Genomic DNA, 21,211 nt, shown 5'->3' with positions numbered 1-21,211 from the left:
GCCGCGAAGCCAGGAGTGGACCCGGTTGCAGGCATGTCTGTGATTCAAACAACGCTTGCTTCGCGGCTGACGCCGCTCCTACAAAATCGGGTCGCTTGGATCTCGATGCCGAGCATGGCTCGGCACTACCCGGGTCTGCAGGTTTCTCTTGGTAAGGCCCCTGCCGAGCATGGCTCGGCACTACATAAGCCTGCTTAGCGGGCTTCGGGGATGTCCGAGGTCAGCGCTGCGGTTTCTGCGGCGCAATCGCGCGGCATCGGCAGATTCAGCGTGCGTGCGTGCACCAGTTCTTCGCGGGCCTTGGCCAGGTCGGCGGCAAATTCCGGGTTGTCATGCAGCCGTGCCACGGTTGCCGCACCCATGAACTGGCCCTGCTGCACGTCGCTATACCAATGCACGTTGCAGACCAGCCGGCTATGGCCGTAATTGCGGCCGCGTTCGATCAGCGCGGTGGCATGCTCCGGATCGATTTCCGACAGGATCAAGGCCCAGGCCCAGCCGATCGATGTATGTCCCGACGGATAGGAGCCACTGCTGCGCAGGCCTTCCTCATCGTCGGGGGTGCAGGTCGGTGCGCTGTTGACCATGAACGGGCGCGGCCGCTGGTAGTGCGTCTTTGCCGCCTTGGTAGCGGCGCTGGCGTCGATGCGGCTGCGTTCGAGCAGGCGATACAGCACCGGTGTGGTCTTGGCGGTGACGGCCACGCCCAGCGCACAGCTGAACTGGTCGGCGCCGGCCGGGAAGCTCAGGTCGGCATCGGTATGTGCCTGCACGAAACGGGCGCTGCCACGCATGGTCAGGGCCTGGCTGGCGACGGCGTCATCCAGCTGCGCGGCTGCGGAGCCGGGGGCTGGCGGCGCCGGGCTCAGCGCCAGGCTGTCGGGGATGGCGGTACCGGTCAGATAGCCGGGGACCTTGGTGCCGGAGTCGCCGCCTGCGGTGGAAGGCAGGGTGGGGATGCTGGAACAGGCGCTGAGCACGGCGGCCAGCGCGAGGGCGGCGCCGAAGCGCAGCGGGGCAACAGAAGATGACATTGCGAGGACAACGGAATTACGGGAGCGGGCGGGCATCATCGCACCAACCGCCGCGCGCTGCCCCCTCCCCCTTTGTTGCGCCTAAGGGGAGGGGCCAAAGCTCCCTCCCTTGCGCTACGCGCAGGGGAGGGCTGGGGAGGGGTGCTGTTCGCGTGGGGTTGCAGCAGCCGGCTCAAGCAACGGCCAAAGTCACCCCCTCCCAGCCTCCCCCTTGGCTGCGCCAAAGGGGAGGGGCCAAAGCTCCCTCCCTTCGGCGTAGCCGAGGGGAGGGCTGGGGAGGGGTGCATTTGCTCCAAAAAACTACAGATCGCCAGCCCAGGCCGTCATCCGCCCGGCATCCTCGCGCACCTCGATAGGCCCGCCGAACACGTCCGACAGTGGCCCGGAGCGCAGCAGGTCAGCGCGGCTGCCATCGGCAGCGATGCGCCCGCCCTTCATCAACACCACGCGGTTGATCTCCGGGATCACTTCCTCGATGTGGTGGGTCACCAACACCAGGGTGATGCCCTGCTGGGCTAGGTGACGCATGCTGTCGATCAGGTGCTGGCGCGAGATCAGGTCCAGGCCGGTGGAGGGCTCATCCAGCAGCAAGGCCTTGGGCTGGTTGACCAGCGCCCGGGCAATCAGCACCCGCCGGGTTTCACCGGCGGACAGCTCGGCATAGCTGCGGCCGAGCAGGGGCAGGGCGCGGGCAAGTTCCAGCGCATGCCGCGCGCGCTGGCGCATGGCATCGGTGACGTCGCGATGCGCGGGCACCACATAGCTGGCGAAGAAGCCGGAAATAACCGCCTCTTCCACGCTGAGACCGGGCATGTCCGACAGGTTGCTCGACAGATCGCCGGTGACGATGCCCAGCTGCGCCCGCAGCCGGTCCACCTGCCAGCGGGTCTGGCCCATCACCTTGACCGGCACCTGACCATCAGCCCGAGCCAGTGGATACAGCTCGCGCGTGATCAGCTTGATGAATGAGGACTTGCCGCAGCCGTTCGGGCCAAGAATGGCGGTGTGCTGGCCCTGCTCGATACGCAGGTTCAGCTCATGCAATACGCGCACCTGGCCACGGATGACGCAGGCATGGTCTAGTTCAATCAGGGGAACCGCATCGGCGGCAGGAGCAATGGACATTCAGGTGAAGGTGGCAGCTGAGGATTCGACCAACGGACGTGCCGCAGGTGGATGAAGTTTGCGCCGACAGCCCCCATCATGTGTAGCACTGGTTTCATCTGGCACCGACTGCCTGGAGTCCCCGCAATGTCTGATGCACTGCTCGATATCCTTACCGGTGGCGTTGCCGGCCTGGGCTGGTGGGGCATGCTGGCGGTGCTGCTGGTGTTCACCCAGCTCACCATCTTTGCGGTCACTTTGTACCTGCATCGCAGCCAGGCCCATCGCGGTGTGGATTTCCATCCGCTGGTGTCGCATTTCTTCCGCTTCTGGGTGTGGCTGACCACCTCGATGATCACCCGTGAGTGGGTGGCCATCCATCGCAAGCACCACGCCAAGGTGGAAACCGAAGACGACCCGCACAGCCCGGTGACCAAAGGCATCAGCAATGTGTTCTGGCGCGGCGTGGAGCTGTACCGCGAGGCCCGCACGCTGCGTGGCGATATCGAGCAGTACGGCCGTGGCGCGCCCGAGGACTGGATCGAGCGCAGGCTCTACACCCCGCATGCCAACCTTGGTCCGATCCTGTTGTTTGTGATCAACAGCGTGTTGTTCGGTCTGCCGGGCATCGCGCTTTGGGCGATGCAGATGGCGTGGATTCCGTTCTGGGCGGCCGGTGTGGTCAACGGTCTCGGTCACTGGTGGGGCTACCGCAATTTTGAATCGGCCGACACCTCCACCAACCTCACCCCGTGGGCGTTCTGGATCGGCGGCGAAGAGCTGCACAACAACCATCATGCGTTTCCCAGCTCGGCACGCTTCTCGATGCGGCGCTGGGAGTTCGATATCGGCTGGCAGATGATCCGCCTGCTGCAGTTCCTGCGCCTGGCCAAGGTGCTGCGCGTTGCACCCAGCATGGACATCCGTCCGAACATCGCCGTGCCCGATGCCGATACCTTGAAGGCATTGCTGTCGCATCGCTTCCAGGCGATGACCGACTACCAGCGCAATGTATTGGCACCGGCGCTCAAGGAAGAAGCCGCCGCTGCCGGCGCCAAGCTGCGCAAGCTGCTGCCACGGCGCATGCGCAAGGGCCTGGTCAACGATGGTCGCTGGCTGAAACCCGACTGCCGTGCGCAGTTGAATAATTGGGTGCAGCAGCGCCCGCGTATCCAGTTGCTGGTTGAACACCGCGCGCGCCTGTCTGCCTTGCTGGAAGCACGCAGCCACGACGCCGCCGATCGCCTGCGCCAGCTGCAGCAGTGGTGCCAGGAAGCCGAGGCCAGTGGCAGCGCCGCATTGCAGGCCTATGCCGCGCGGCTGAAGGGCTATTCGCTCAGCGCCGCATGAAGACGATTTTCCTGGTTTGTCTGCTGGGTGCAGCGCTGCCGGTGACGGCGCAGGTGCAGGACACCAATCAATACCTGCAGCGCATGGACAGCGACGGCGATGGCCGCGTCAGCCCGGACGAATACCTGCAATGGATGCTGTACGCCTTCGACAGGATGGATCGCAATGGCGACGGTGTGCTGGAAGCTGCCGAGCAGCCCGGCGCACGCGGCAAGCCGATCAGTCGCGACGAACAGCGGCAGGTGATATTGGCCCGCTTCGCCAGGCAGGATGCCAACGGCGATGGCTACCTGAGCGCCCGCGAGCTGATGGCGCCCCCGCGCTGAGCGGCAGCCCCTGAAACCTGGAATATGGATGTGGGAGTGGCGTAAGCCGCGAAGCTGAAAATCCAACCGAAGCCGATGGCGCATTGCAGTCGGTACTGGCCGGCAGTTCATCGCTACCAGCTTCACGGCTCACGCCGTTCCCACAAATACAATCGTCGGTGCGATTGTAGGAGCGGCGTAAGCCGCGAAGCCAAAAATCCAACCGAAGTCGATGGCGCATTGCAATCGATACAGGTCCGTCGTTCGCCATCACCAGCTTCACGGCTTACGCCGTTTCCACAAACACAAGCAAGCACATCGCCTTGAGGCCCGCATGCCAGAACTACCCGAAGTAGAAACCACACGGCGCGGGCTGGAGCCGCATCTGGTCGATCGCCGCATCCATGGCGTGATCCTGCGCCGGCCGGACCTGCGCTGGCCGATTCCAGCGGAGATAGAACAACTGCTGCCGGGCCAGCGCATCGAGGCAATCCGTCGTCGCGCCAAGTACCTGCTGTTGGACACCGAACTGGGCAGTGCGGTGCTGCACCTGGGCATGTCCGGCAGCCTGCGCGTGCTGCCCGGCGATACGCCGGTGCGCGCACATGACCATGTCGATATCAGCCTGGAAGACGGGCGGCTGTTGCGCTTCAACGACCCGCGCCGCTTTGGCTGCCTGTTGTGGCAACCCGCAGGTGAAACCCACGAGCTGCTGCGCGATCTTGGCCCTGAGCCGCTGGATACGGATTTCGATGGCGACTACCTGTTCCGGCGCAGCCGTGGCCGCAAGGCACCAATCAAGACCTTCCTGATGGACCAGGGCATCGTTGTCGGCGTGGGCAATATCTACGCGGCGGAAAGCCTGTTCATGGCCGGCATCAACCCGCTGCGCGAAGCCGGCAAGGTGTCACGGGCGCGCTATCAACGCTTGGCCGACGCGGTGAAGGAAATCCTGGGTCATGCGATCCAGCGCGGTGGTACCACCTTGCGTGATTTCATCAGCCCCGATGGTGCACCCGGTTACTTCGAGCAGGAGCTGCTGGTGTACGGCCGCGAGGGCGAGACCTGCAAGCAGTGCGGGCGCGCGTTGCGCTACGCCAGCATTGGCCAGCGGGCAACGGTGTGGTGCGGGTATTGCCAGCGTTGAGGGCGGGACGCCTGTAGTGCCGAGCCATGCTCGGCAGCGCCGTTATCCGCGAAGGCCGCTGCCGAGCATGGCTCGGCATTGCGGGTTTTGCTCCCTCCCTTTGCCGCAGGCAAGGGGAGGGTCGGGGAGGGGTTGGCTTTTCGCTGACTCATGCAGCGTGGGTTGCGCGTTTTGTGTCGCTGTTGCTGGTTTGCCGGCAAGGCCCCTGCCGAGCATGGCTCGGCACTACGGGTTTTGCTCCCTCCCTTTGCCGCAGGCAAGGGGAGGGTTGGGGAGGGGTGGCTTTTCGCTGAGTCATGCAGCGCGGGTTGCGCGTTTTGCGCCGTTGCTGCTGGTTTGCCGGCAAGGCCTCTGCCGAGCATGGCTCGGCGCTACAGGCAGCTGAAGCGGATGTTCATTCAGTGACGGGCCGAGGCTGTCGATTCACGTAAATCCGCCTACCATGCTGCGGTCCCTTCTCGGCCTGCCTTTCCATGCAACGACGCGACTTCCTGCGCAACGCCGCAGCCGCCTTGGCGGCCTTCGGGCTTCCCGCTTTCACCGCCTGTGCGGCCGGCAAGCCGGCCCAGCTGGGGCTGCGGCGGCTGGGCCAGCCGCAAGCCTTTGATTTCGCCACGCTCAAGGGCCAGGCCCGCGCGCTGGCGCAGACGCCCTACAAGAGCCATAAGCGCACCTTGCCGGCGGAGCTGGAAAAGCTCGACTGGGACCAATACCAGTCCATCAGCTACCGCCAGGATCACGCCCTGTGGGCCGACCAACCGGGCAAGTTCCAGGCCAAGTTCTTCCATCTGGGCCTGTACTTCCATTCGCCGGTGCGCATGTTCGACGTGGTCGACGGCAAGGCGCAGGAACTGGCCTATGACGGTGCCGCCTTCAATTACGGCAAGAGCGGTATCCATGGCGGGCAGTTGCCAGCCGACCTCGGCTTTGCCGGGTTCCGCCTCAATACCCGCACCGATACCGACCGCGACTTCGCCGCCTTCCTCGGCGCCAGCTATTTCCGCGCGGTAGGCAAGGAAGGCCAGTACGGGCAATCGGCGCGTGGCCTGGCCATCGATACCGGCATGGGTCGCCCGGAGGAGTTCCCGGACTTCATCGCCTATTACCTGGAACAGCCCGCCGCCGACTCGGACACCTTGGTTGTCTACGGCCTGCTGGATTCGCCCAGCGTTGCCGGCGCCTATCGCTTCGCCATCACCAATGGCGATGTGCTGCTGATGGACATCGACAGCGCGCTGTACCCGCGCAAGGAAATCGAGCGGCTGGGCATCGCGCCGTGCACCAGCATGTACCAGGTGGGCGAGAACGACCGCCGCATGGATTGGGACTGGCGCCCGGAGATCCACGACACCGATGGCCTGTCGATGTGGAACGGTGCCGGCGAATGGATCTGGCGGCCGCTGTGCAACCCGGCCAACCTGCGCTTCAACATGTTCGTGGACAACAACCCGCGCGGCTTCGGCCTGCTGCAGCGTGACCGCAACTTCGACCATTACCAGGACGACGGCGTGTTCTACGAGAAGCGCCCCTGCCTGTGGATCGAACCGAAGGGGCAATGGGGCGAAGGCTCGGTGCAGCTGGTGGAGATCCCCACCGTCGATGAAACCTTCGACAACATCGTTGCCTTCTGGAACCCCAAGGCCAAGCCGCAGCCGGGCCAGGAACTGTTGGTCGGCTATCGCCTGTACTGGGGCGCCGAGCCGCCGGCGCGTCCGCCGCTCGCCCATTGCGTCGCCAGCCGCACCGGCCTGGGCGGCATCATCGGCAAGAAGCGCGAGTATTTCTCATGGCGTTTCGCGGTCGATTTCGAAGGTGGCGAACTGGCCAGCCTGATCGACAAGGGCGAAGTGGAAGCGGTGGTGGAAACCAGCCGTGGCCGAGTGGAAGTTGTCTCGGCGCGGCCGCTGCGCGAGATCAAGGGCTACCGCGCGATGTTCGACCTGGTGCCGCCGGAAGGCAGCACCGAGCAGATCGACGTGCGCCTGTACCTGCGCAGCGGCGGCAAGACCCTGACCGAAACCTGGCTGTACCAGTACACGCCGCCGGCTGTTGGTGCGCCGGAGCGGACGCTGTATTGAGGCCTTTGCTCAAGCTTTAGCTCAAGCCCCTCTCCCGTTCACGGGAGAGGGGTTGGGGTGAGGGGAAGCTTTGAAAGCCAAAGCCAAAGCCAAAGCCAAAGCAGCGCTTCGCGCCTCTCCCCTCATCCGCCCCTTCGGGGCACCTCGCTCCGCGCCCCGGCCCTGCGTAGCACGCAGGGCGTACGAACAGTCACGAGCCTCTGGCTCGTTGGCGCCTGTTCTTAACCCCGCACGCGTGAGAAGAAAAAGCGTTACAACGGCAGCGGCGCCTGCATAGGATCAATCCGCCCTTCACCGCGGGTGATCTTCTTGAACTCGGCACGGCTCACCGACACATAGCGCTCGTTGCCGCCGATCTCCACCTGCGGGCCGTCCTGCACCGCAAAACCGTTCTCGTCCACGCGCACGGTCATCGTCGCCTTCTTGCCGCTGTGGCAGATGGTCTTGATCTCCTGCATCTCGTCGGCCCAGGCCAGCAGGTACTGGCTGCCTTCGAACAGCTCGCCACGGAAGTCGGTACGCAGCCCGTAGCACAGCACCGGGATGCGCAGCTGGTCGACGATTTCCGACAGCTGCCAGACCTGCGCCTTGCTCAGGAACTGGGCTTCGTCCACCAGCACGCAGCCGAGTCTGCCGTGGGCGGCGATGTCCTGCTGGATCAGTTTCTCCAGGTCGGTATCGCGCTCGAAGGTGGTTGCTTCGGCCTGCAGCCCGATCCGCGAGGCGACCACGCCGGTGCCGGCGCGGTGGTCCAGGTGCGGGGTCAACAGGGCCACCCGCATGCCGCGCTCGCGGTAGTTGTGCGCGGACTGCAGCAGGGTGGTGGTCTTGCCGGCGTTCATCGCCGAATAGTAGAAATAGAGCTTGGCCATTGAATCAGGAACTAGGGAGTGGGAACCAGGAACCAGTGAAAGCAACATCGGATCCCGAGGGGTGACAGAATACCCCGGTGCCGGCATTGCGCCCCGCTCGATCTCGTTACTCACTCCTATTCACTCGTTTGTAGATGCTGGATTCCCTCAATCCCCCCCAACGTGCCGCGGCCGTGCATGCCGAAGGTCCTCTGCTGGTGCTGGCTGGTGCCGGTAGCGGCAAGACCCGCGTGATCGTGGAGAAAATCGCCCATCTCATCGGTATCCGCCGCTACCCGGCCCGCCGTATCGCTGCAATCACCTTCACCAACAAGTCGGCCAAGGAAATGCGCGAACGTGTGGGCAAGCGCCTGCGCGCCGAGGATGCGGCCGAGGTCACCATCTGCACTTTCCACGCGCTGGGTCTGAAATTCCTGCAGATCGAACATGAACACGTGGGGCTGAAGCGCAGTTTCTCCATTTTCGATGCCGACGACGCCGGCGCGCAGATCAAGGATCTGCTGGGCGGGACCAATGCCAAGCCCGACGATATTGAGGACATGAAAAACCTGATCTCGCGCGCCAAGAACTCCGGGCTGTCGCCTGCACAGGCAATGGCGGCGGCGCGCAGCAACCGCGAAAAAGACGCGGCGATGGTCTACGAGCTGTACCAGACCCGCCTGACCTCGTTCAACGCGGTGGATTTCGATGACCTGATCCGGCTGCCGGTGCAGGTGCTGGAAGAGAACCCGGATGTCGCCTTGGCCTGGCGTGAGCGCATCGGCTACCTGCTGGTCGACGAATGCCAGGACACCAACGATGCCCAGTACCGGTTGCTCAAGCAGCTGGCCGGGCCCGCTGGCAACTTCACCTGCGTCGGCGATGACGACCAGTCGATCTACGCCTGGCGCGGCGCCAACCCGGAAAACCTGCAGCAGATGGCGGTGGATTACCCGGCGCTGCAGATCATCAAGCTGGAGCAGAATTACCGCTGTTCCAACCGCGTGCTGCGTGCGGCCAATGCCTTGATCGCGCACAACCCGCATGAGCATCTGAAGACCTTGTGGTCCGACCAGGCCGACGGCGAGCGCATCCGCGTCTGGGAGTGCCGCAACAGCGAGCACGAGGCGGAAAAAGTCGCCTCTGAAATTCACTTTCTCGCGACCAACCGCAAGATCCCGTGGAGTGATTTCTGCATCCTGTTCCGTGGCAATTTCCAGTCACGGCCGTTGGAAAAAGCCATGCAGCTGGTGGGCGTTCCGTATCACCTCAACGGTGGCACGGTGTTCCTGGAACGCCAGGAAGTGAAGGACACACTGGCCTGGCTGCGCTTGATCGTGAACCCGGACGACGACACCGCTTTCATGCGCGCGGTGCAGTCGCCCAAGCGCGACGTCGGCGCAACCACCTTGGCCAAGCTGGCCGAGCTCGCGTCCGAGAAAGATATTCCGATGGCCCACGCAGCCGAAAGCATGGGCGCCTTGGCACAGCTCACGCCGCGTGCGGCCAACAGCCTGAGCAGGTTCACCGACATCCTGCGCGCGCTGCGGCTGGACATGCGGCAGATGAGCTCGGGCGACCTGGTGCGGCGCGTGGCCAAGGATTCGGGCATGTTGGCCGAGCTGCGGCATGCGGCCAAGGACACGGCCGGTTACGAGCGCCGCGCCAATAATCTGGAAGAACTGGCCTCGTGGTTTGAAAGCGGCCCGCGTGGTGCCAGCGCCGCTGACATGGCCGCGCAGCTGGCGCTGATCTCGCGCAACGACAAGGACGACGGCGGTAACCAGGTGCGGATGATGACGCTGCATGCGTCCAAGGGCCTGGAGTTCCCGTATGTGTTCATCGTCGGCTGCGAGGACGGTGTGTTGCCGCACCAGGTCAGCCTGGACGAAGGCAATCTGCAGGAAGAGCGGCGCCTGCTGTACGTGGGTATTACCCGCGCCAAGATCCAGCTGTGGATGAGTTTCAGCCGCTTGACCCGCAAGTTCGGCGAGCACATCCGGCTCAAGCCGAGTCGGTTTTTTGATGAGATCCCGGCTGGCGAGATCCAGCGCGATGGTGCCGACCCGGTAGCCGATGCAGCGCACAAGCAGGAACGGGCGAAAGCGGGATTGGCGGCGATTCAAGCGCTTTTTGATTGAGGTGTTGCCGCGAAAGCCACCCCAGCGCTACGGCTAAAGGTAGCGCGGTAGTGCCGAGCCATGCTCGGCAGGGGCTCTACCGGCCAACATCAAAAGCTACCCCTCCCCAACCCTCCCCTTCGCTGCGCGAAAGGGAGGGGGCAGATCTTCTAGGGAGGGGGCAGGCCTGCTGCGGCCGAGGGACGCTGCTTTGCTCCTCCCCTTTGGCGCAGCCAAGGGGGAGGTTGGGAGGGGGTAGCTTTGGCTCCGGGTTTTGCGTTTTGATTGGGGCTCAGCGCGAACAGCTCCCAGCCGTCTCCCTGGCCTTCGGCCAAAAGGATGGCGGTAGTGCCGAGCCATGCTCGGCAGGGGTTCTACCGGGCAAAATCAAAAACACCCCTCCCCAGCCCTCCCCTTTGCTACGCAAAAGAGAGGGGGCTAAAACCGAGCCCCTTATGTCCCTGATCCAGACCGAACGCCTGCAACTGCGCCTGCTGCGTGATGACGACGGCGATGCCGCCGCGATGCTGCAGCTGCTCAATGAACCCGGCTTCCATCAATACATCGGCGACCGTGGCGTGCGCACGCTGGAGCAGGCGCGCGAATACGTGCGCAAACACACCTTCGGCAGCTACGCCGCGCATGGCTTCGGCATGTACGCTGTTGAACGTCGCAGCGATGGTGCCTGGCTGGGCAATGCCGGGCTGGTGCGGCGCCCGGGTCTGCCCAGCGCCGATGTCGGCTATGCCTTGCTGTCGCCATTTACCGGGCAGGGCTATGCGCGCGAAGCGGTACAGGCGGTGCTCGGCTACGCCCGCAACACGCTCGGCCTGGGTGAACTGCGTGCAATCGTGTCGCAGGGCAATGCACGTTCGGTGGCCTTGCTGGAAAAAACAGGCTTCCAGCGCGACGGCACCGTGGTATTGCCGGGCGAAAACGAACAGCTGCTGCTGTTCGTCAACACGCCACAGGACTGAACCCGCTCAGCCGCCCAGCTGTTCCTGCAGCGTTGCCAGCTGCTCCTGCAGGGCAGCGACGGTGTCTTCCAGCTGCTGCACGCGCGCTTCCAGCGCGCTGTTATCCGCCGGGGCGGCAGCGCCCGACGGCGCCCGGTACTGCGCTGCCAAGGCGTCTACATCCACCGGACCGGACAGCAGGTGCATGAAGCGGTCTTCGCGCTGCCCGGAGGCGCGCGGCAGCTGTACCACCAGCCCGCGCTGCTGCATGCGCTCCAGCTGGTGGCGCAGGTCGGCGGCATCGGCGAACCGGGTCATGCGCTCGCTGCGGGTGGCCAGTTCAGCGACGGTCTGCGGGCCGCGCAGTAGCAACAGGCCGAGCAGGGCCACCTGCTGGCGCGGCAGGTCGAGCTTGATGCCGGTCAGGTGCTCGTAGCGGTCGGCGCGTGAGGAAAAGTGCTGACGGACTAGGCCCATGGTCTCCAGCTGGCGCAGGGCGTGCTGCACCTTGCCGGTTTCCAGGCTCATCACCGGCTCGCGTGCGGTCTTCTGGTTGGCGGCCACCTGGGCGGCGTTGACCGTGAGCGGGTAGGCGTCCGGGGTGGTGGCCTCCTTTTCGATCAGGCAGCCGAGCACGCGCGCCAGGGCGGCATCAAGTACCGGGAAATCAGGGGTCTGGCTGTCGTCGCTCATGGGTCGGGTTCCGGTGTTGCTAGGGGGCGCAAGCATAGCTGACAGCGAAAACCCGGGGCGAAGCCGGGGCAGCGGCGGCTCCGAAGGCGAAACCCTGCGCCGACCCCGGTTTCCGCCGCGCAGGGCGAGCAAGGCAGGGAGCCGGTAAACTTGCCCGGTTTTCGAAGATACCCGGTAGTTTCCATGTCCCGATTCCCCGCCTTTACCCTGCTGGCCAGCGCCGTGCTGTCGCTGGCCGCCTGCAGCTCGACCGCGCCGCTGAGCCGCGTTTCACCGGCCCCGGCCGACGCCCTGGTGGCCCCGGCCAATGCCCCCAACGACAACCTCAATGCCGTGCTGTGGGTGCAGCGTTCGCAGGAATACCGGGCCAGCGCATTGCAGACCTGGAAGCTGGCCGGCGCGCAGCTGGACGCGGCGCTGGCCGATGGCAGCTGGACCGCGCTGCTGCCCGAAGAAGGCGGCAATCACCAGTCGGCCAAGCTGAAGCCGGCGGTGGTGGTGGACGTGGACGAAACCGTACTCGACAACTCGCCCTACCAGGCGCGCCTGGTGCGCGATGGCACCAGCTACAACGACGCCACCTGGGAAGCCTGGGTGGATGAACGCAAGGCCCAGCCGGTACCCGGCGCGGTGCAGTTCGCGCAGGCCGCGGCGGCCAAGGGCGTGACCATGATCTACATCAGCAACCGCACTGCGGCGATGAAGGACGCCACCATCGCCAACCTGCGCCAGGTCGGCTTCCCGGTCGCCGATGACAGCGTCTACCTGGGCCTGGGCACGCCGGTGCCGGGCTGCACCGAACATGGCAGCGAGAAGGGCTGCCGCCGCCAGCTGGTGGCGCAGCAGTACCGCGTGCTGATGCAGGTGGGCGACCAGTTCACCGATTTCCTGCAGGTCGAGGACAACAGCCTGGCCGCGCGTGATCTGCTGCTGGACAAGTACCAGGGCTGGATCGGCTCGCGCTGGTGGATCCTGTCCAACCCCACCTACGGTGGCTGGGAAGGCGCGGCGATCAACAATGCCTGGTCGTTGCCGGCCGATCTGCGCAACGGGGCAAAGCGTGAAGCGCTGGAGGTGGCCCGATGAGCCGCGCACCGCTGCCGCTGCGTGCCGATGAACGCCTGATCTTCGCGCTGGACGTAGCCGGCAAGGCCGAGGCCATCGAATGGGTGGACAAGCTTGGCGATGCGGTCTCCTTCTACAAGATCGGCATGGAGCTGCTGGCCTCCGGCGAGTACTTCGACGTGCTGGATGAATTGGCCAAGCGCGACAAGCGCGTGTTCGTCGATCTCAAGTTCTTCGACATCCCGGCCACCATTGCCGGCGTGATCAAACGTTTGTCGCAGTGGCCAGTGAGCTACTGCACCATCCACGGCTGGCACCCCGGCATGATGGAAGCCGCTGCCGCCGCCAACACCTCGGACATGCGCCTGCTGGCAGTGACCGTGTTGACCTCGATGGGGCGGCCGGATCTGGCGCAGATGGGCATCGACCGTGAGCCGGTGGACGTGGTGGTGGAGCGCGCGCTGGCCGCGCAGCGCGCCGGCATTGACGGCGTGATCGCCTCCGGCCAGGAAGCCTCGCCGATCCGCGCCGCTACCGGTCAGGGTTTCTCCATTGTCTGCCCCGGCATCCGCCCCGGCGGCCCGGTCGGTGACGACCAGCAGCGCACCGTCGGCGTGGCCCAGGCCTTTGCCGATGGCGCTGACGCGATTGTCGTGGGCCGGCCGATCCGGCTGGCGGCCGATCCGCGCGCTGCGGCGCTGGCCATGCAGCGCGAAATTCTCGATTCAATCAAGTGAAATCAATAACTTACATTGTTATTCATAAAGTGTTGCTTTAACTGAATCCGGCGCGTAGGCTACGTCTCGTCCGGCTCTGCCGGCGATGCGTCAAACATGTCTACCGGCTTCGCGCCGGTTTGAGGGGTCTGTCACCGGCAACGGGGCGGCCTCTTTTTTTATTCCCGGACCGGTGTGGAACCTGGGATTGGCAGCGTCAGCGGCCATCGACCCGTACTTCGACGGCGTGACGGCCATGCTTGCTGCTGTCACCGGGCAGGCTTCAAGATGCTCGGCCTACGGGGAGGATCGACGCCGCCATGCAACGACGTTCATTACGCAGCTGCCAGAACATCGCCTTGCTTGCCGTCTGCCTTGTGGCGGTGACGGTTGCCTGCAAGCGCAACCCCGAGGCGCTGCCCGGCGCCGCCACTGAACCTGCGGCGGCGGTACGCCAACTGGTCCAGCACCTGCACGACAACGATCTGGTCGCCTACGCCCGCGATGCGGTGCCGCCGGCGCAGTACGCCGAGCTGGAGGCCGCCTGGGCGCAGGGCCACAGCCGTTGGCCGCTGACCGAGCTGCCGCTGGATGAAAAGCTGCCAGCGTTGCTGGCAACGCTGTCGGAGAAGGACGCAGAACGCCAGCTGCAGCGTGCCTTCAAGGCGCAGCTGGAAGGCCAGACTGCCGCCGTGCGGCAGGCCGCGCACTCGCTGGGCCTGTTTGGTGTGCAGTACATCAGCCACCAAGGCGACTACAACGCCGCCGAACGTGCGCATTACGTGCAGTTGGTCACCGCGCTCAGCGATTGGGCCCAGGCCGCGCCGCTGCCTGATCCCAAGCTGGCGCAAAGCTCGATTGCCACCCTTACCGCCGCTGCCCGCGCCACCGGCCTGGCTGGCGAACAGGCCTTCCAGGACGCGGGCATGACCGGCACCCTGCAGAAACTGGGGCCGTTTGCCGCCGCCAGCAAGCAGGTGCTGGCCGCGTACGGCTTGAATCTGGATGAAAGCGTGCAGCAGATGCGCACCGGGCTGGTGTCACAGGACGGCGACACTGCAACCGTGCGTGTGCAATATCCGCTGGCAGGCAAGGAGCTGGATCTGCAGGTGACGCTGGTACGCCGCGACAAGCACTGGTATCTGGCGCGGACCCTGAGCGAGGTGGACGCACTGCTGGCCGCCGCGCGCACTGCCGAGCAGGCCAAAGCCGAGGCCGAACAGGCCAAGGCCGATGCCCTGGCGCCGGCGCCAACCCCAGAGCTGGAAAGACCAGACAACGCCGCTGCGGCAGCTAAGCCATAATGGCGCCGATGTCGAAACAGAAATCCCAGCCCGACCAGGGTGAACTGCTGCCGCCGGACGACGCCAACGCGACGCCCGCCACTCCTGCTGCCATCGTGCCGGGCGCCCCCGCGCGGCCGGCGGCGCCTGCCCGTGCCGCCCGTCCACCGCTGTGGGCGCGCCTGCTGGGCAAGCTGGTCGAGCCCTGGCTTGGCCTGAAGATCGAGCCCGAGCAGCCCGGCCAGCACAATGACGGCCGCCCGGTGGTCTATGTGCTGGAAGACTACGGCCTGTCCAACGCGCTGATCCTGGACAAGGCCTGCCGTGACGCCGGCCTGCCCTCACCGCTGGTGCCGCTGGCCGGTGACCCCACCGGCCGCAAGCGCGCCTATGTGGCCCTGTCGCGCCGCTCCAGCAACAACATGCTGCTGCCCGAACAGCGCGGCGCCAAGACCCATTCCGATTCGCTGGCCAAGCTGCTGCAGGCGCACCGCGCCAACCCCGGCCTGGACGTGCACCTGGTGCCGGTGTCGATCTTCGTCGGCCGCGCCCCGGACAAGCAGAGCGGCTGGTTCGCGGTGCTGTTCTCGGAAAACTGGGCATTGGTTGGCCGCTTCCGCCGCCTGCTGGCGATCCTGCTCAATGGCCGCGACACGATTGTCCGTTTCGCCCCGCCGGTATCGCTGCGCGAAACCGTGGACGAAGGCCTGGAGCCCGAGCGCACCGTACGCAAGCTGCAGCGCGTGCTGCGCACCCATTTCCGCCGCATCCGCGAATCGATCATCGGCCCGGATCTGTCCACCCGCCGCCTGCTGGTGGACAAGGTGCTGGAGTCGGACCCGGTGCGCGAAGCCATCGCCACCCAGGCCAAGCGCGACAACTCCAAGACCACCGACGCCTGGAAGAAGGCGCAGGGCTACGCTTGGGAAATCGCCGCCGATTACTCCACCCCGGTGGTGCGTTCGGCCAGCTTCATGCTCAGCCACGTCTGGAACCGCATCTATGCCGGCGTGCTGGTGCACCACCTGGACAAGTTCAAGGAAGCCGCGCCTGGCCACGAAATCATCTACGTGCCCAGCCACCGCAGCCACATGGACTACCTGCTGCTGAGCTACCTGCTGTACGACCGCGGCATCGTGCCGCCGCACATCGTGGCCGGCATCAACCTCAACCTGCCGGTGGTCGGCACGCTGCTGCGCAAAGGCGGCGCGTTCTTCATCCGCCGCTCGATCAAGGGCAATGCGCTGTATTCGGCGGTGCTCAGCGAATACGTGGCGCAGCTGGTGGCCGGCGGTTACTCGATCGAATACTTCGTCGAAGGCGGGCGCTCGCGTACCGGCCGGCTGCTGCAGCCCAAGGGCGGCATGATCTCGATGACGCTGCGTGCGTTCCTGCGCCAGCCGCGCAAGCCGGTGCTGTTCCAGCCCATCTACGTCGGCTATGAAAAGCTGATGGAAGGCAACAGCTACTTGGATGAGCTGACCGGCCGGCCGAAGGAAAAGGAATCGATCTGGGCGCTGTTGTGGGGCATTCCCAAGGTGCTCAAGCAGAACTACGGCCAGGTGGTGGTGAACTTCGGCGAGCCGATCGCGCTGAATGACGTACTGGCGAAGATGGCGCCCGAATGGGACGGCCAACCGGTACCCGAAGACGAGAAGCCGAGCTGGCTGGCCGGCACCGTCGACGTGCTGGCCGAACAGATCCAGGAACGCATCAACGCCGCTGCCGACGTCAACCCCATCAACCTGCTGGCATTGGCGCTGCTGTCCACGCCCAAGCACGCGATGGGCGAGGCCGACCTGATCGCGCAGATCGAGCTGTGCAAGAAGCTGCTGGTGGAAATGCCGTATTCGGACCGGGTCACGGTTACCCCGCATTCGCCCGAGCGCATCATTGCCCACGCCGAGGAAATCAACGTCCTCAGCCGCATCAAGCACCCGCTGGGCGATGTGCTCAGCGTCAGTGGCGACACTGCGGTGCTGCTGAGCTACTTCCGCAACAACGTGCTGCACCTGTTCACCGCCTCGTCGTGGGTGGCGTGCTGCTTCCAGAACAACCGCCGCATGAGCCGTGGCGGCCTGCTGCGGCTGGGCCGCGGCCTGTACCCGTTCCTGCAGGCAGAGTTGTTCCTGCCGTGGACCGAAGACGAGTTCGCCGCGCGTATCGATCAGACCATCGACGTGTTCGTACGCGAAGGCCTGCTGCAGCACGTGGGCGAGGACGATGGCGGCATGCTTGCACGCAGCACTGGCCAGACCGACGAGGTGTTCCGCCTGCGCGCGATCGGCCATTCGCTGCAACAGGCGTTCGAGCGCTATTACATCGCCATCTCGGTGCTGGTGAAGAACGGCCCCGGCACGCTCGGCGCTGGCGAACTGGAAAGTCTGTGCCAGCAGGCCGCACAACGGCTGAGCCTGCTGTACGCACCGGCGGCGCCGGAGTTCTTCGACAAGACCCTGTTCCGCGGCTTCATCCAGAAGATGCGCGAACTGCGCCTGGTGTGGCCGGACCAGAACAGCAAGCTGCTGTTCGATGAACGCCTGGATGCCTGGGCCAAGGACGCCAAGTTCATCCTCGGCCGCGAACTGCGCCACACCATCGAGCGTGTGAGCCCGGAAGCGGTGAAGCCGGAAGTGCCCCCAGCAGGCTGATGGGATATCCCGTAGAGCGGAGCCATGCTCCGCTGAAGCGTTACCGGTAAGGCTTCTGCCGAGCATGGCTCGGCACTACGTGCTCCCTCCCTTTCGCGTAGCGAAGGGGAGGGTTGGGGAGGGGTAGGTTTTGACTTTGTTTGCGGCCGTGCAGGGTGATGGGACGCAGGGTGTGGGAGCGGCGTAAGCCGCGAAGCCATCGCTCGCTCAGATTGCAGGCATGCCGGCGATTGCAACGCTGCCGGCTTCGCGGCTTACGCCGCTCCCACAAGCCCTGCGGTGTTGCTGGATTGCCTTGCAAAGCCCCTTGCCGAGCATGGCTCGGCACTACGCCGCGTTCAGGCGGGCTCGTCCGGTATCAGCATGCATTCGAGCTGGGTGATGCAGTCGCGCAGCTGCAGCTTGCGCTTCTTCAGCCGTTTGGCTTCCAGATCGTCGTCCGGGTTGGCGGCCAGGCGCGCGATGTTCTCGTCCAGGCTGCGGTGTTCGGCCCGCAGGACGGCGATGCGTTGGCTGATCTGCTCGGGGGTCATGGTCTCCACGGGGGTTGAGCATACACGTTGCCATCGGCCGCGTGAGGGATGCCGCCGACCCGGTAGAATGGCCGCATGAGCGCTGTCATTTCCCTGCCCGATCCCGCCCCGCGGGCCCGTGATCCGCACGCGGCCGAACGTGAACACCAGAAACTCGGCAAACGCCTGCGTCACCAGGTAGGCCAGGCCATTGCCGATTTCGGCATGATCGAAGCCGGCGACAAGGTGATGGTCTGCCTGTCTGGCGGCAAGGACAGCTACACCTTGTTGGATGTGCTGTTGCAGCTGCAGAAGAAGGCGCCGGTGCCCTTCGAGCTGGTGGCGGTGAACCTGGACCAGAAGCAACCCGGCTTCCCCGAGCACGTGCTGCCCGAGTATCTGGCCTCGATCGGCGTGCCGTACCACATCATCGAACAGGACACCTATTCGGTGGTGAGCCGGGTGATCCCGGAAGGCAAGACCATGTGTTCGCTGTGCTCGCGCATGCGCCGTGGCTCGCTGTACACCTATGCCGAAGCCAATGGCTTCACCAAGATCGCGCTGGGCCACCACCGCGATGACATGGTGGCCACGTTCTTCATGAACCTGTTCCACCACTCCAAGATTTCCGGCATGCCGCCCAAGCTGCGCAGCGACGACGGCAAGCATGTGGTGATCCGCCCGCTGGCCTATGTGCGCGAAGCGGACATCATCGAGTACGCTGACGCCCGCCAGTTCCCGATCATTCCGTGCAACCTGTGCGGCAGCCAGGAAAACCTGCAGCGCAAGCAGGTCGGCCTGATGATGAAGCAGTGGGAAAAGGACACGCCCGGCCGCATCGAACAGATCTCCCGCGCGCTGGGCGATATCCGGCCCTCGCAGCTGGCCGATCCCAAGCTGTTCGATTTCCTGTCGCTGGGCCGCCGTGAAGACGCAGCGCAGTCTGATGCACAGGCCTGGCTGGCCGTTGGCGACAATCAACAAGATCAAGCAGCCCTTCTCCCGCCGGGAGAAGGGTTGGGATGAGGGTAGGCAGTGCTACGGTGATCTGAAGTCCGGTAGCGCGCTCCCTCATCCGCCCCCGAGCTCCACGGGGGCACGCTCTTCGGAGCAGCTTCTCCCGCGCTGAGAAGCAAGGCCCTGAACCATGATTACGAAATAGGACACCCATGTTTTTCAAGAACCTCACGCTGTTCCGTTTCCCGACTTCCATTGATTTCTCCGACGTCGACACGCTGTTGCCGCAGGTGGTGCTCAAGCCTGTTGGCGCCCTGGAAATGACCTCGCGCGGCTTCATCTCGCCGTTCGGTCGTGAAGAAAAGGTCCAGTTCTCGCACCGCATCGGTGATGCGCTGTGGCTGACCGTGGGCGGCGAAGACAAGATCCTGCCAAGTGTGGTGGTCAACGATCTGCTGCAGCGCAAGCTTGAAGAGATCGAAGAGAAGGAAGGCCGCAAGCCCGGCGGCCGCGAGCGCAAGCGCCTGAAGGACGACCTGCTGCACGAGTTGCTGCCGCGCGCCTTCGTCAAGAGCTCGCGTACCGATGCCTTCCTCGACCTGCAGCACGGTTATGTCGCCGTCGACAGTTCCAGCCGCAAGACCGGCGAGAACGTGATGAGCGACATCCGCGGCATGCTCGGCAGCTTCCCGGCGATGCCGCTGAACGCCGAAGTCGCACCGCGTGCCATCCTGACTGCGTGGATCGCTGGCGAGCCGCTGCCCGAAGGCCTGAGCCTGGGCGAAGAATGCGAGATGAAGGACCCGGCCGAAGGCGGTGCGGTGGTCAAGTGCCAGCACCAGGAACTGCGCTGCGACGAGATCGACAAGCACCTGGACGCCGGCAAGCAGGTGACCAAGCTGGCGCTGATCTTCGAGGACAACCTGTCCTTCGTGCTGGGCGACGACCTGATCGTGCGCAAGCTGAAATTCCTCGATGGCGCGCTGGACCAGCTTGAGCACATCGACGAGGAAGGCCGCCGTGCCGAGTTGGATGCCCGCTTCGCCTTGCAGAGCGGCGAAATCCGTCGCTTGTTCCTGCTGCTTGAGCAGGCCTTCAAGCTGAGCAAGGCTGACAGCTGAACCCGTTGTGGGCCTACCCGGTTTCGTAACCGGGTAGGGACTATGCTGGGCTTATGGTTAGTCTGTTCCGCCGTTTGATGACACCCGCCGCGCCGGTGATCCAGCGCGACACGGTGCGCCTGCGTCTGGATGATGCCGAGATCGACGTGCTGCGCGTGCGTGACCCGCGTGCACGCCGGCTCAAGCTCAGCGTGGATGAACGCGGCGCGCGGCTGACCATGCCGCTGCGCGCGAGCCTGGTATCCGGCGAACGTTTTCTGCAGGCCAACCGGCAATGGTTGCAGCAGCAGCTGGCGCGGTTGGGTGGCGATGGCCTGCTGGCACCGGCGCTGAAGTTGCGCGAACCCGGCGTGCTGCCGTTGCGCGGCGAGTTGTTGCCGGTGCAATGGCAGGAAGGGCGGTTTGCCCGTATCGAGGTTGATGCTGGCGTGGTCAACATCCAGCTGTCCGCACGCGCGGGTGAACCCGCATTGCGGCGCGCGCTGCGCGAGTTCTATGAAGTGCAGGTGCGTGCGGATGTTGGCCAGTGGCTACCGCGCTATCTGCCGGGCTTGGCGCGCGCACCGACGCGGCTGCGGCCCAAGGTGATGTCTTCGCAGTGGGGCTCGCTGGCGCCGGATGGCTCGATGGCCCTGGATCTTGCGCTGGTATTGGCACGGCCGTCGGCGTTCGAATACGTGCTGGTACACGAGCTGTGCCACTTGTTGCAGGCCAATCATTCGCCGGCGTTCTGGGCGGAAGTGGAGGCCCGTTTTCCCGCCTGGCGGGATGAGCGTGATTACCTGCGCGAAGAGGGGCGCAGGCTGAAGAGCACCCTGCATCAGCTGCTGCGCGCGCAGGGCTGAGAGCGGAAGCGGAAGCAAGAGCTCCCCCTCATCCCAACCCTTCTCCCGCAAGCGGGAGAAGGGCTCAAGACAAAGCCAAGCGGTGTCTGTAGTGCCGAGCCATGCTCGGCAGGGGCTTTACTGCAAAACCCAAAGCCCCCCTCATCCGCCTCTTCGGGGCACCTTTCCCAAGAGGGGGGCTGCAGTTCCGGAGGCGGGAGCAGGGATGAAGCAAAGCCGCGATGCCTGTAGTGCCGAGCCATGCTCGGCAGAAGCTTTCCCGCAAAACCCAAAGCCCCCTCATCCGCCCCTTAGGGGCACCTTCTCCCGCAGGCGGGAGAAGGGACAAAGCCAAAAGCCAAAAGCCAAAAGCCAAAAGCCAAAAGCCAAAAGCCAAAAGCCAAAAGCCAAAAGCCAAAAGCCAAAAGCCAAAAGCCAAAAGCC

At 64.9% G+C, this 21,211-nt stretch carries 18 protein-coding genes; 13 read left to right on the top strand and 5 right to left on the bottom strand.

The window, feature by feature from the left end:
• Window positions 1-194 precede the first annotated feature (194 nt).
• Window positions 195-1,034, bottom strand: coding sequence for an acid phosphatase (locus tag ACVOKO_RS18110; protein ID WP_346500529.1), 840 nt, complete (start codon window positions 1,032-1,034; stop codon window positions 195-197).
• A 300-nt stretch (window positions 1,035-1,334) separates the two neighbouring features.
• On the bottom strand, window positions 1,335-2,159 hold the full coding sequence (locus tag ACVOKO_RS18105) for an ABC transporter ATP-binding protein (RefSeq protein ID WP_346500526.1): 825 nt from the start codon (window positions 2,157-2,159) through the stop codon (window positions 1,335-1,337).
• A gap of 126 nt (window positions 2,160-2,285) precedes the next feature.
• On the opposite strand from ACVOKO_RS18105, the gene ACVOKO_RS18100 reads away from it, so the two are divergent.
• From ACVOKO_RS18100 to ACVOKO_RS18085, 4 genes are all read left to right on the top strand, one after another.
• Window positions 2,286-3,488: a DesA family fatty acid desaturase gene (locus ACVOKO_RS18100; protein WP_430980813.1), complete on the top strand. Its 1,203-nt coding sequence runs from the start codon at window positions 2,286-2,288 to the stop codon at window positions 3,486-3,488.
• Complete coding sequence (locus tag ACVOKO_RS18095; protein WP_346500522.1) at window positions 3,485-3,814, top strand: EF-hand domain-containing protein; 330 nt, start codon at window positions 3,485-3,487, stop codon at window positions 3,812-3,814. The genes ACVOKO_RS18100 and ACVOKO_RS18095 overlap by 4 nt, the downstream gene beginning before the upstream one ends.
• Before the next feature lie 313 nt (window positions 3,815-4,127).
• Window positions 4,128-4,940, top strand: a complete 813-nt coding sequence (gene mutM / locus ACVOKO_RS18090) for a bifunctional DNA-formamidopyrimidine glycosylase/DNA-(apurinic or apyrimidinic site) lyase (protein ID WP_346500519.1) — start codon at window positions 4,128-4,130, stop codon at window positions 4,938-4,940.
• A gap of 473 nt (window positions 4,941-5,413) precedes the next feature.
• Window positions 5,414-7,018 (top strand): OpgD/OpgG family glucan biosynthesis protein, encoded by a 1,605-nt coding sequence (locus ACVOKO_RS18085; protein ID WP_346500517.1) that lies wholly within the window; start codon window positions 5,414-5,416, stop codon window positions 7,016-7,018.
• A gap of 251 nt (window positions 7,019-7,269) precedes the next feature.
• Here ACVOKO_RS18085 and ACVOKO_RS18080 read toward each other — a convergent pair whose 3' ends face one another.
• Window positions 7,270-7,890 (bottom strand): thymidine kinase, encoded by a 621-nt coding sequence (locus tag ACVOKO_RS18080; RefSeq protein WP_346500515.1) that lies wholly within the window; start codon window positions 7,888-7,890, stop codon window positions 7,270-7,272.
• A 137-nt stretch (window positions 7,891-8,027) separates the two neighbouring features.
• Between ACVOKO_RS18080 and ACVOKO_RS18075 the strand changes: the two genes are divergently transcribed.
• Together ACVOKO_RS18075 and ACVOKO_RS18070 are read left to right on the top strand one after the other, a co-directional pair.
• Window positions 8,028-10,010, top strand: coding sequence for a UvrD-helicase domain-containing protein (locus ACVOKO_RS18075; RefSeq protein ID WP_346500531.1), 1,983 nt, complete (start codon window positions 8,028-8,030; stop codon window positions 10,008-10,010).
• Between the two features lie 434 nt (window positions 10,011-10,444).
• Window positions 10,445-10,966, top strand: coding sequence for a GNAT family N-acetyltransferase (locus tag ACVOKO_RS18070; RefSeq protein WP_346500513.1), 522 nt, complete (start codon window positions 10,445-10,447; stop codon window positions 10,964-10,966).
• 6 nt (window positions 10,967-10,972) lie between these two features.
• Here ACVOKO_RS18070 and ACVOKO_RS18065 read toward each other — a convergent pair whose 3' ends face one another.
• Complete coding sequence (locus ACVOKO_RS18065) at window positions 10,973-11,638, bottom strand: YceH family protein (RefSeq protein ID WP_346500511.1); 666 nt, start codon at window positions 11,636-11,638, stop codon at window positions 10,973-10,975.
• 183 nt (window positions 11,639-11,821) lie between these two features.
• On the opposite strand from ACVOKO_RS18065, the gene ACVOKO_RS18060 reads away from it, so the two are divergent.
• From ACVOKO_RS18060 to plsB, 4 genes are all read left to right on the top strand, one after another.
• Window positions 11,822-12,724: a 5'-nucleotidase, lipoprotein e(P4) family gene (locus ACVOKO_RS18060; RefSeq protein ID WP_346500509.1), complete on the top strand. Its 903-nt coding sequence runs from the start codon at window positions 11,822-11,824 to the stop codon at window positions 12,722-12,724.
• Window positions 12,721-13,440: an orotidine-5'-phosphate decarboxylase gene (pyrF, locus tag ACVOKO_RS18055; protein WP_346500506.1), complete on the top strand. Its 720-nt coding sequence runs from the start codon at window positions 12,721-12,723 to the stop codon at window positions 13,438-13,440. The genes ACVOKO_RS18060 and pyrF overlap by 4 nt, the downstream gene beginning before the upstream one ends.
• Window positions 13,441-13,739: 299 nt before the next feature.
• On the top strand, window positions 13,740-14,723 hold the full coding sequence (locus ACVOKO_RS18050) for a hypothetical protein (protein ID WP_346500504.1): 984 nt from the start codon (window positions 13,740-13,742) through the stop codon (window positions 14,721-14,723).
• 8 nt (window positions 14,724-14,731) lie between these two features.
• Window positions 14,732-17,353 (top strand): glycerol-3-phosphate 1-O-acyltransferase PlsB, encoded by a 2,622-nt coding sequence (plsB, locus tag ACVOKO_RS18045; protein WP_430980812.1) that lies wholly within the window; start codon window positions 14,732-14,734, stop codon window positions 17,351-17,353.
• Window positions 17,354-17,691: 338 nt separating this feature from the next.
• On the opposite strand, the gene ACVOKO_RS18040 is transcribed toward plsB, so the two are convergent.
• Window positions 17,692-17,886: a YdcH family protein gene (locus tag ACVOKO_RS18040; protein ID WP_152984661.1), complete on the bottom strand. Its 195-nt coding sequence runs from the start codon at window positions 17,884-17,886 to the stop codon at window positions 17,692-17,694.
• A 75-nt stretch (window positions 17,887-17,961) separates the two neighbouring features.
• Between ACVOKO_RS18040 and ttcA the strand changes: the two genes are divergently transcribed.
• From ttcA to ACVOKO_RS18025, 3 genes are all read left to right on the top strand, one after another.
• Complete coding sequence (gene ttcA, locus ACVOKO_RS18035) at window positions 17,962-18,891, top strand: tRNA 2-thiocytidine(32) synthetase TtcA (RefSeq protein WP_346500499.1); 930 nt, start codon at window positions 17,962-17,964, stop codon at window positions 18,889-18,891.
• A 143-nt stretch (window positions 18,892-19,034) separates the two neighbouring features.
• Window positions 19,035-19,943, top strand: coding sequence for a recombination-associated protein RdgC (locus ACVOKO_RS18030; RefSeq protein ID WP_346500497.1), 909 nt, complete (start codon window positions 19,035-19,037; stop codon window positions 19,941-19,943).
• A gap of 53 nt (window positions 19,944-19,996) precedes the next feature.
• Complete coding sequence (locus ACVOKO_RS18025; RefSeq protein ID WP_346500495.1) at window positions 19,997-20,788, top strand: M48 family metallopeptidase; 792 nt, start codon at window positions 19,997-19,999, stop codon at window positions 20,786-20,788.
• The last annotated feature ends 423 nt before the right edge of the window (window positions 20,789-21,211 follow it).

The sequence above is a fragment of the Stenotrophomonas sp. STEN240 genome (genome assembly GCF_056756175.1).
This window is presented reverse-complemented; position numbering and strand designations above follow the sequence as displayed.

Excerpts from the sequence above, each read along its gene's own strand:
- ACVOKO_RS18060 (WP_346500509.1), top strand. The coding sequence starts at position 11,822 with ATGTCCCGATTCCCCGCCTTTACCCTGCTGGCCAGCGCCGTGCTGTCG.
- ttcA (WP_346500499.1), top strand. The coding sequence starts at position 17,962 with ATGAGCGCTGTCATTTCCCTGCCCGATCCCGCCCCGCGGGCCCGTGAT.
- ACVOKO_RS18070 (WP_346500513.1), top strand. The coding sequence starts at position 10,445 with ATGTCCCTGATCCAGACCGAACGCCTGCAACTGCGCCTGCTGCGTGAT.
- ACVOKO_RS18025 (WP_346500495.1), top strand. The coding sequence starts at position 19,997 with ATGGTTAGTCTGTTCCGCCGTTTGATGACACCCGCCGCGCCGGTGATC.
- ACVOKO_RS18105 (WP_346500526.1), bottom strand. The coding sequence starts at position 2,159 with ATGTCCATTGCTCCTGCCGCCGATGCGGTTCCCCTGATTGAACTAGAC.
- ACVOKO_RS18050 (WP_346500504.1), top strand. The coding sequence starts at position 13,740 with ATGCAACGACGTTCATTACGCAGCTGCCAGAACATCGCCTTGCTTGCC.
- ACVOKO_RS18100 (WP_430980813.1), top strand. The coding sequence starts at position 2,286 with ATGTCTGATGCACTGCTCGATATCCTTACCGGTGGCGTTGCCGGCCTG.
- ACVOKO_RS18110 (WP_346500529.1), bottom strand. The coding sequence starts at position 1,034 with ATGTCATCTTCTGTTGCCCCGCTGCGCTTCGGCGCCGCCCTCGCGCTG.
- ACVOKO_RS18095 (WP_346500522.1), top strand. The coding sequence starts at position 3,485 with ATGAAGACGATTTTCCTGGTTTGTCTGCTGGGTGCAGCGCTGCCGGTG.
- plsB (WP_430980812.1), top strand. The coding sequence starts at position 14,732 with ATGTCGAAACAGAAATCCCAGCCCGACCAGGGTGAACTGCTGCCGCCG.
- ACVOKO_RS18080 (WP_346500515.1), bottom strand. The coding sequence starts at position 7,890 with ATGGCCAAGCTCTATTTCTACTATTCGGCGATGAACGCCGGCAAGACC.
- ACVOKO_RS18040 (WP_152984661.1), bottom strand. The coding sequence starts at position 17,886 with ATGACCCCCGAGCAGATCAGCCAACGCATCGCCGTCCTGCGGGCCGAA.
- ACVOKO_RS18085 (WP_346500517.1), top strand. The coding sequence starts at position 5,414 with ATGCAACGACGCGACTTCCTGCGCAACGCCGCAGCCGCCTTGGCGGCC.
- pyrF (WP_346500506.1), top strand. The coding sequence starts at position 12,721 with ATGAGCCGCGCACCGCTGCCGCTGCGTGCCGATGAACGCCTGATCTTC.
- ACVOKO_RS18065 (WP_346500511.1), bottom strand. The coding sequence starts at position 11,638 with ATGAGCGACGACAGCCAGACCCCTGATTTCCCGGTACTTGATGCCGCC.
- mutM (WP_346500519.1), top strand. The coding sequence starts at position 4,128 with ATGCCAGAACTACCCGAAGTAGAAACCACACGGCGCGGGCTGGAGCCG.
- ACVOKO_RS18030 (WP_346500497.1), top strand. The coding sequence starts at position 19,035 with ATGTTTTTCAAGAACCTCACGCTGTTCCGTTTCCCGACTTCCATTGAT.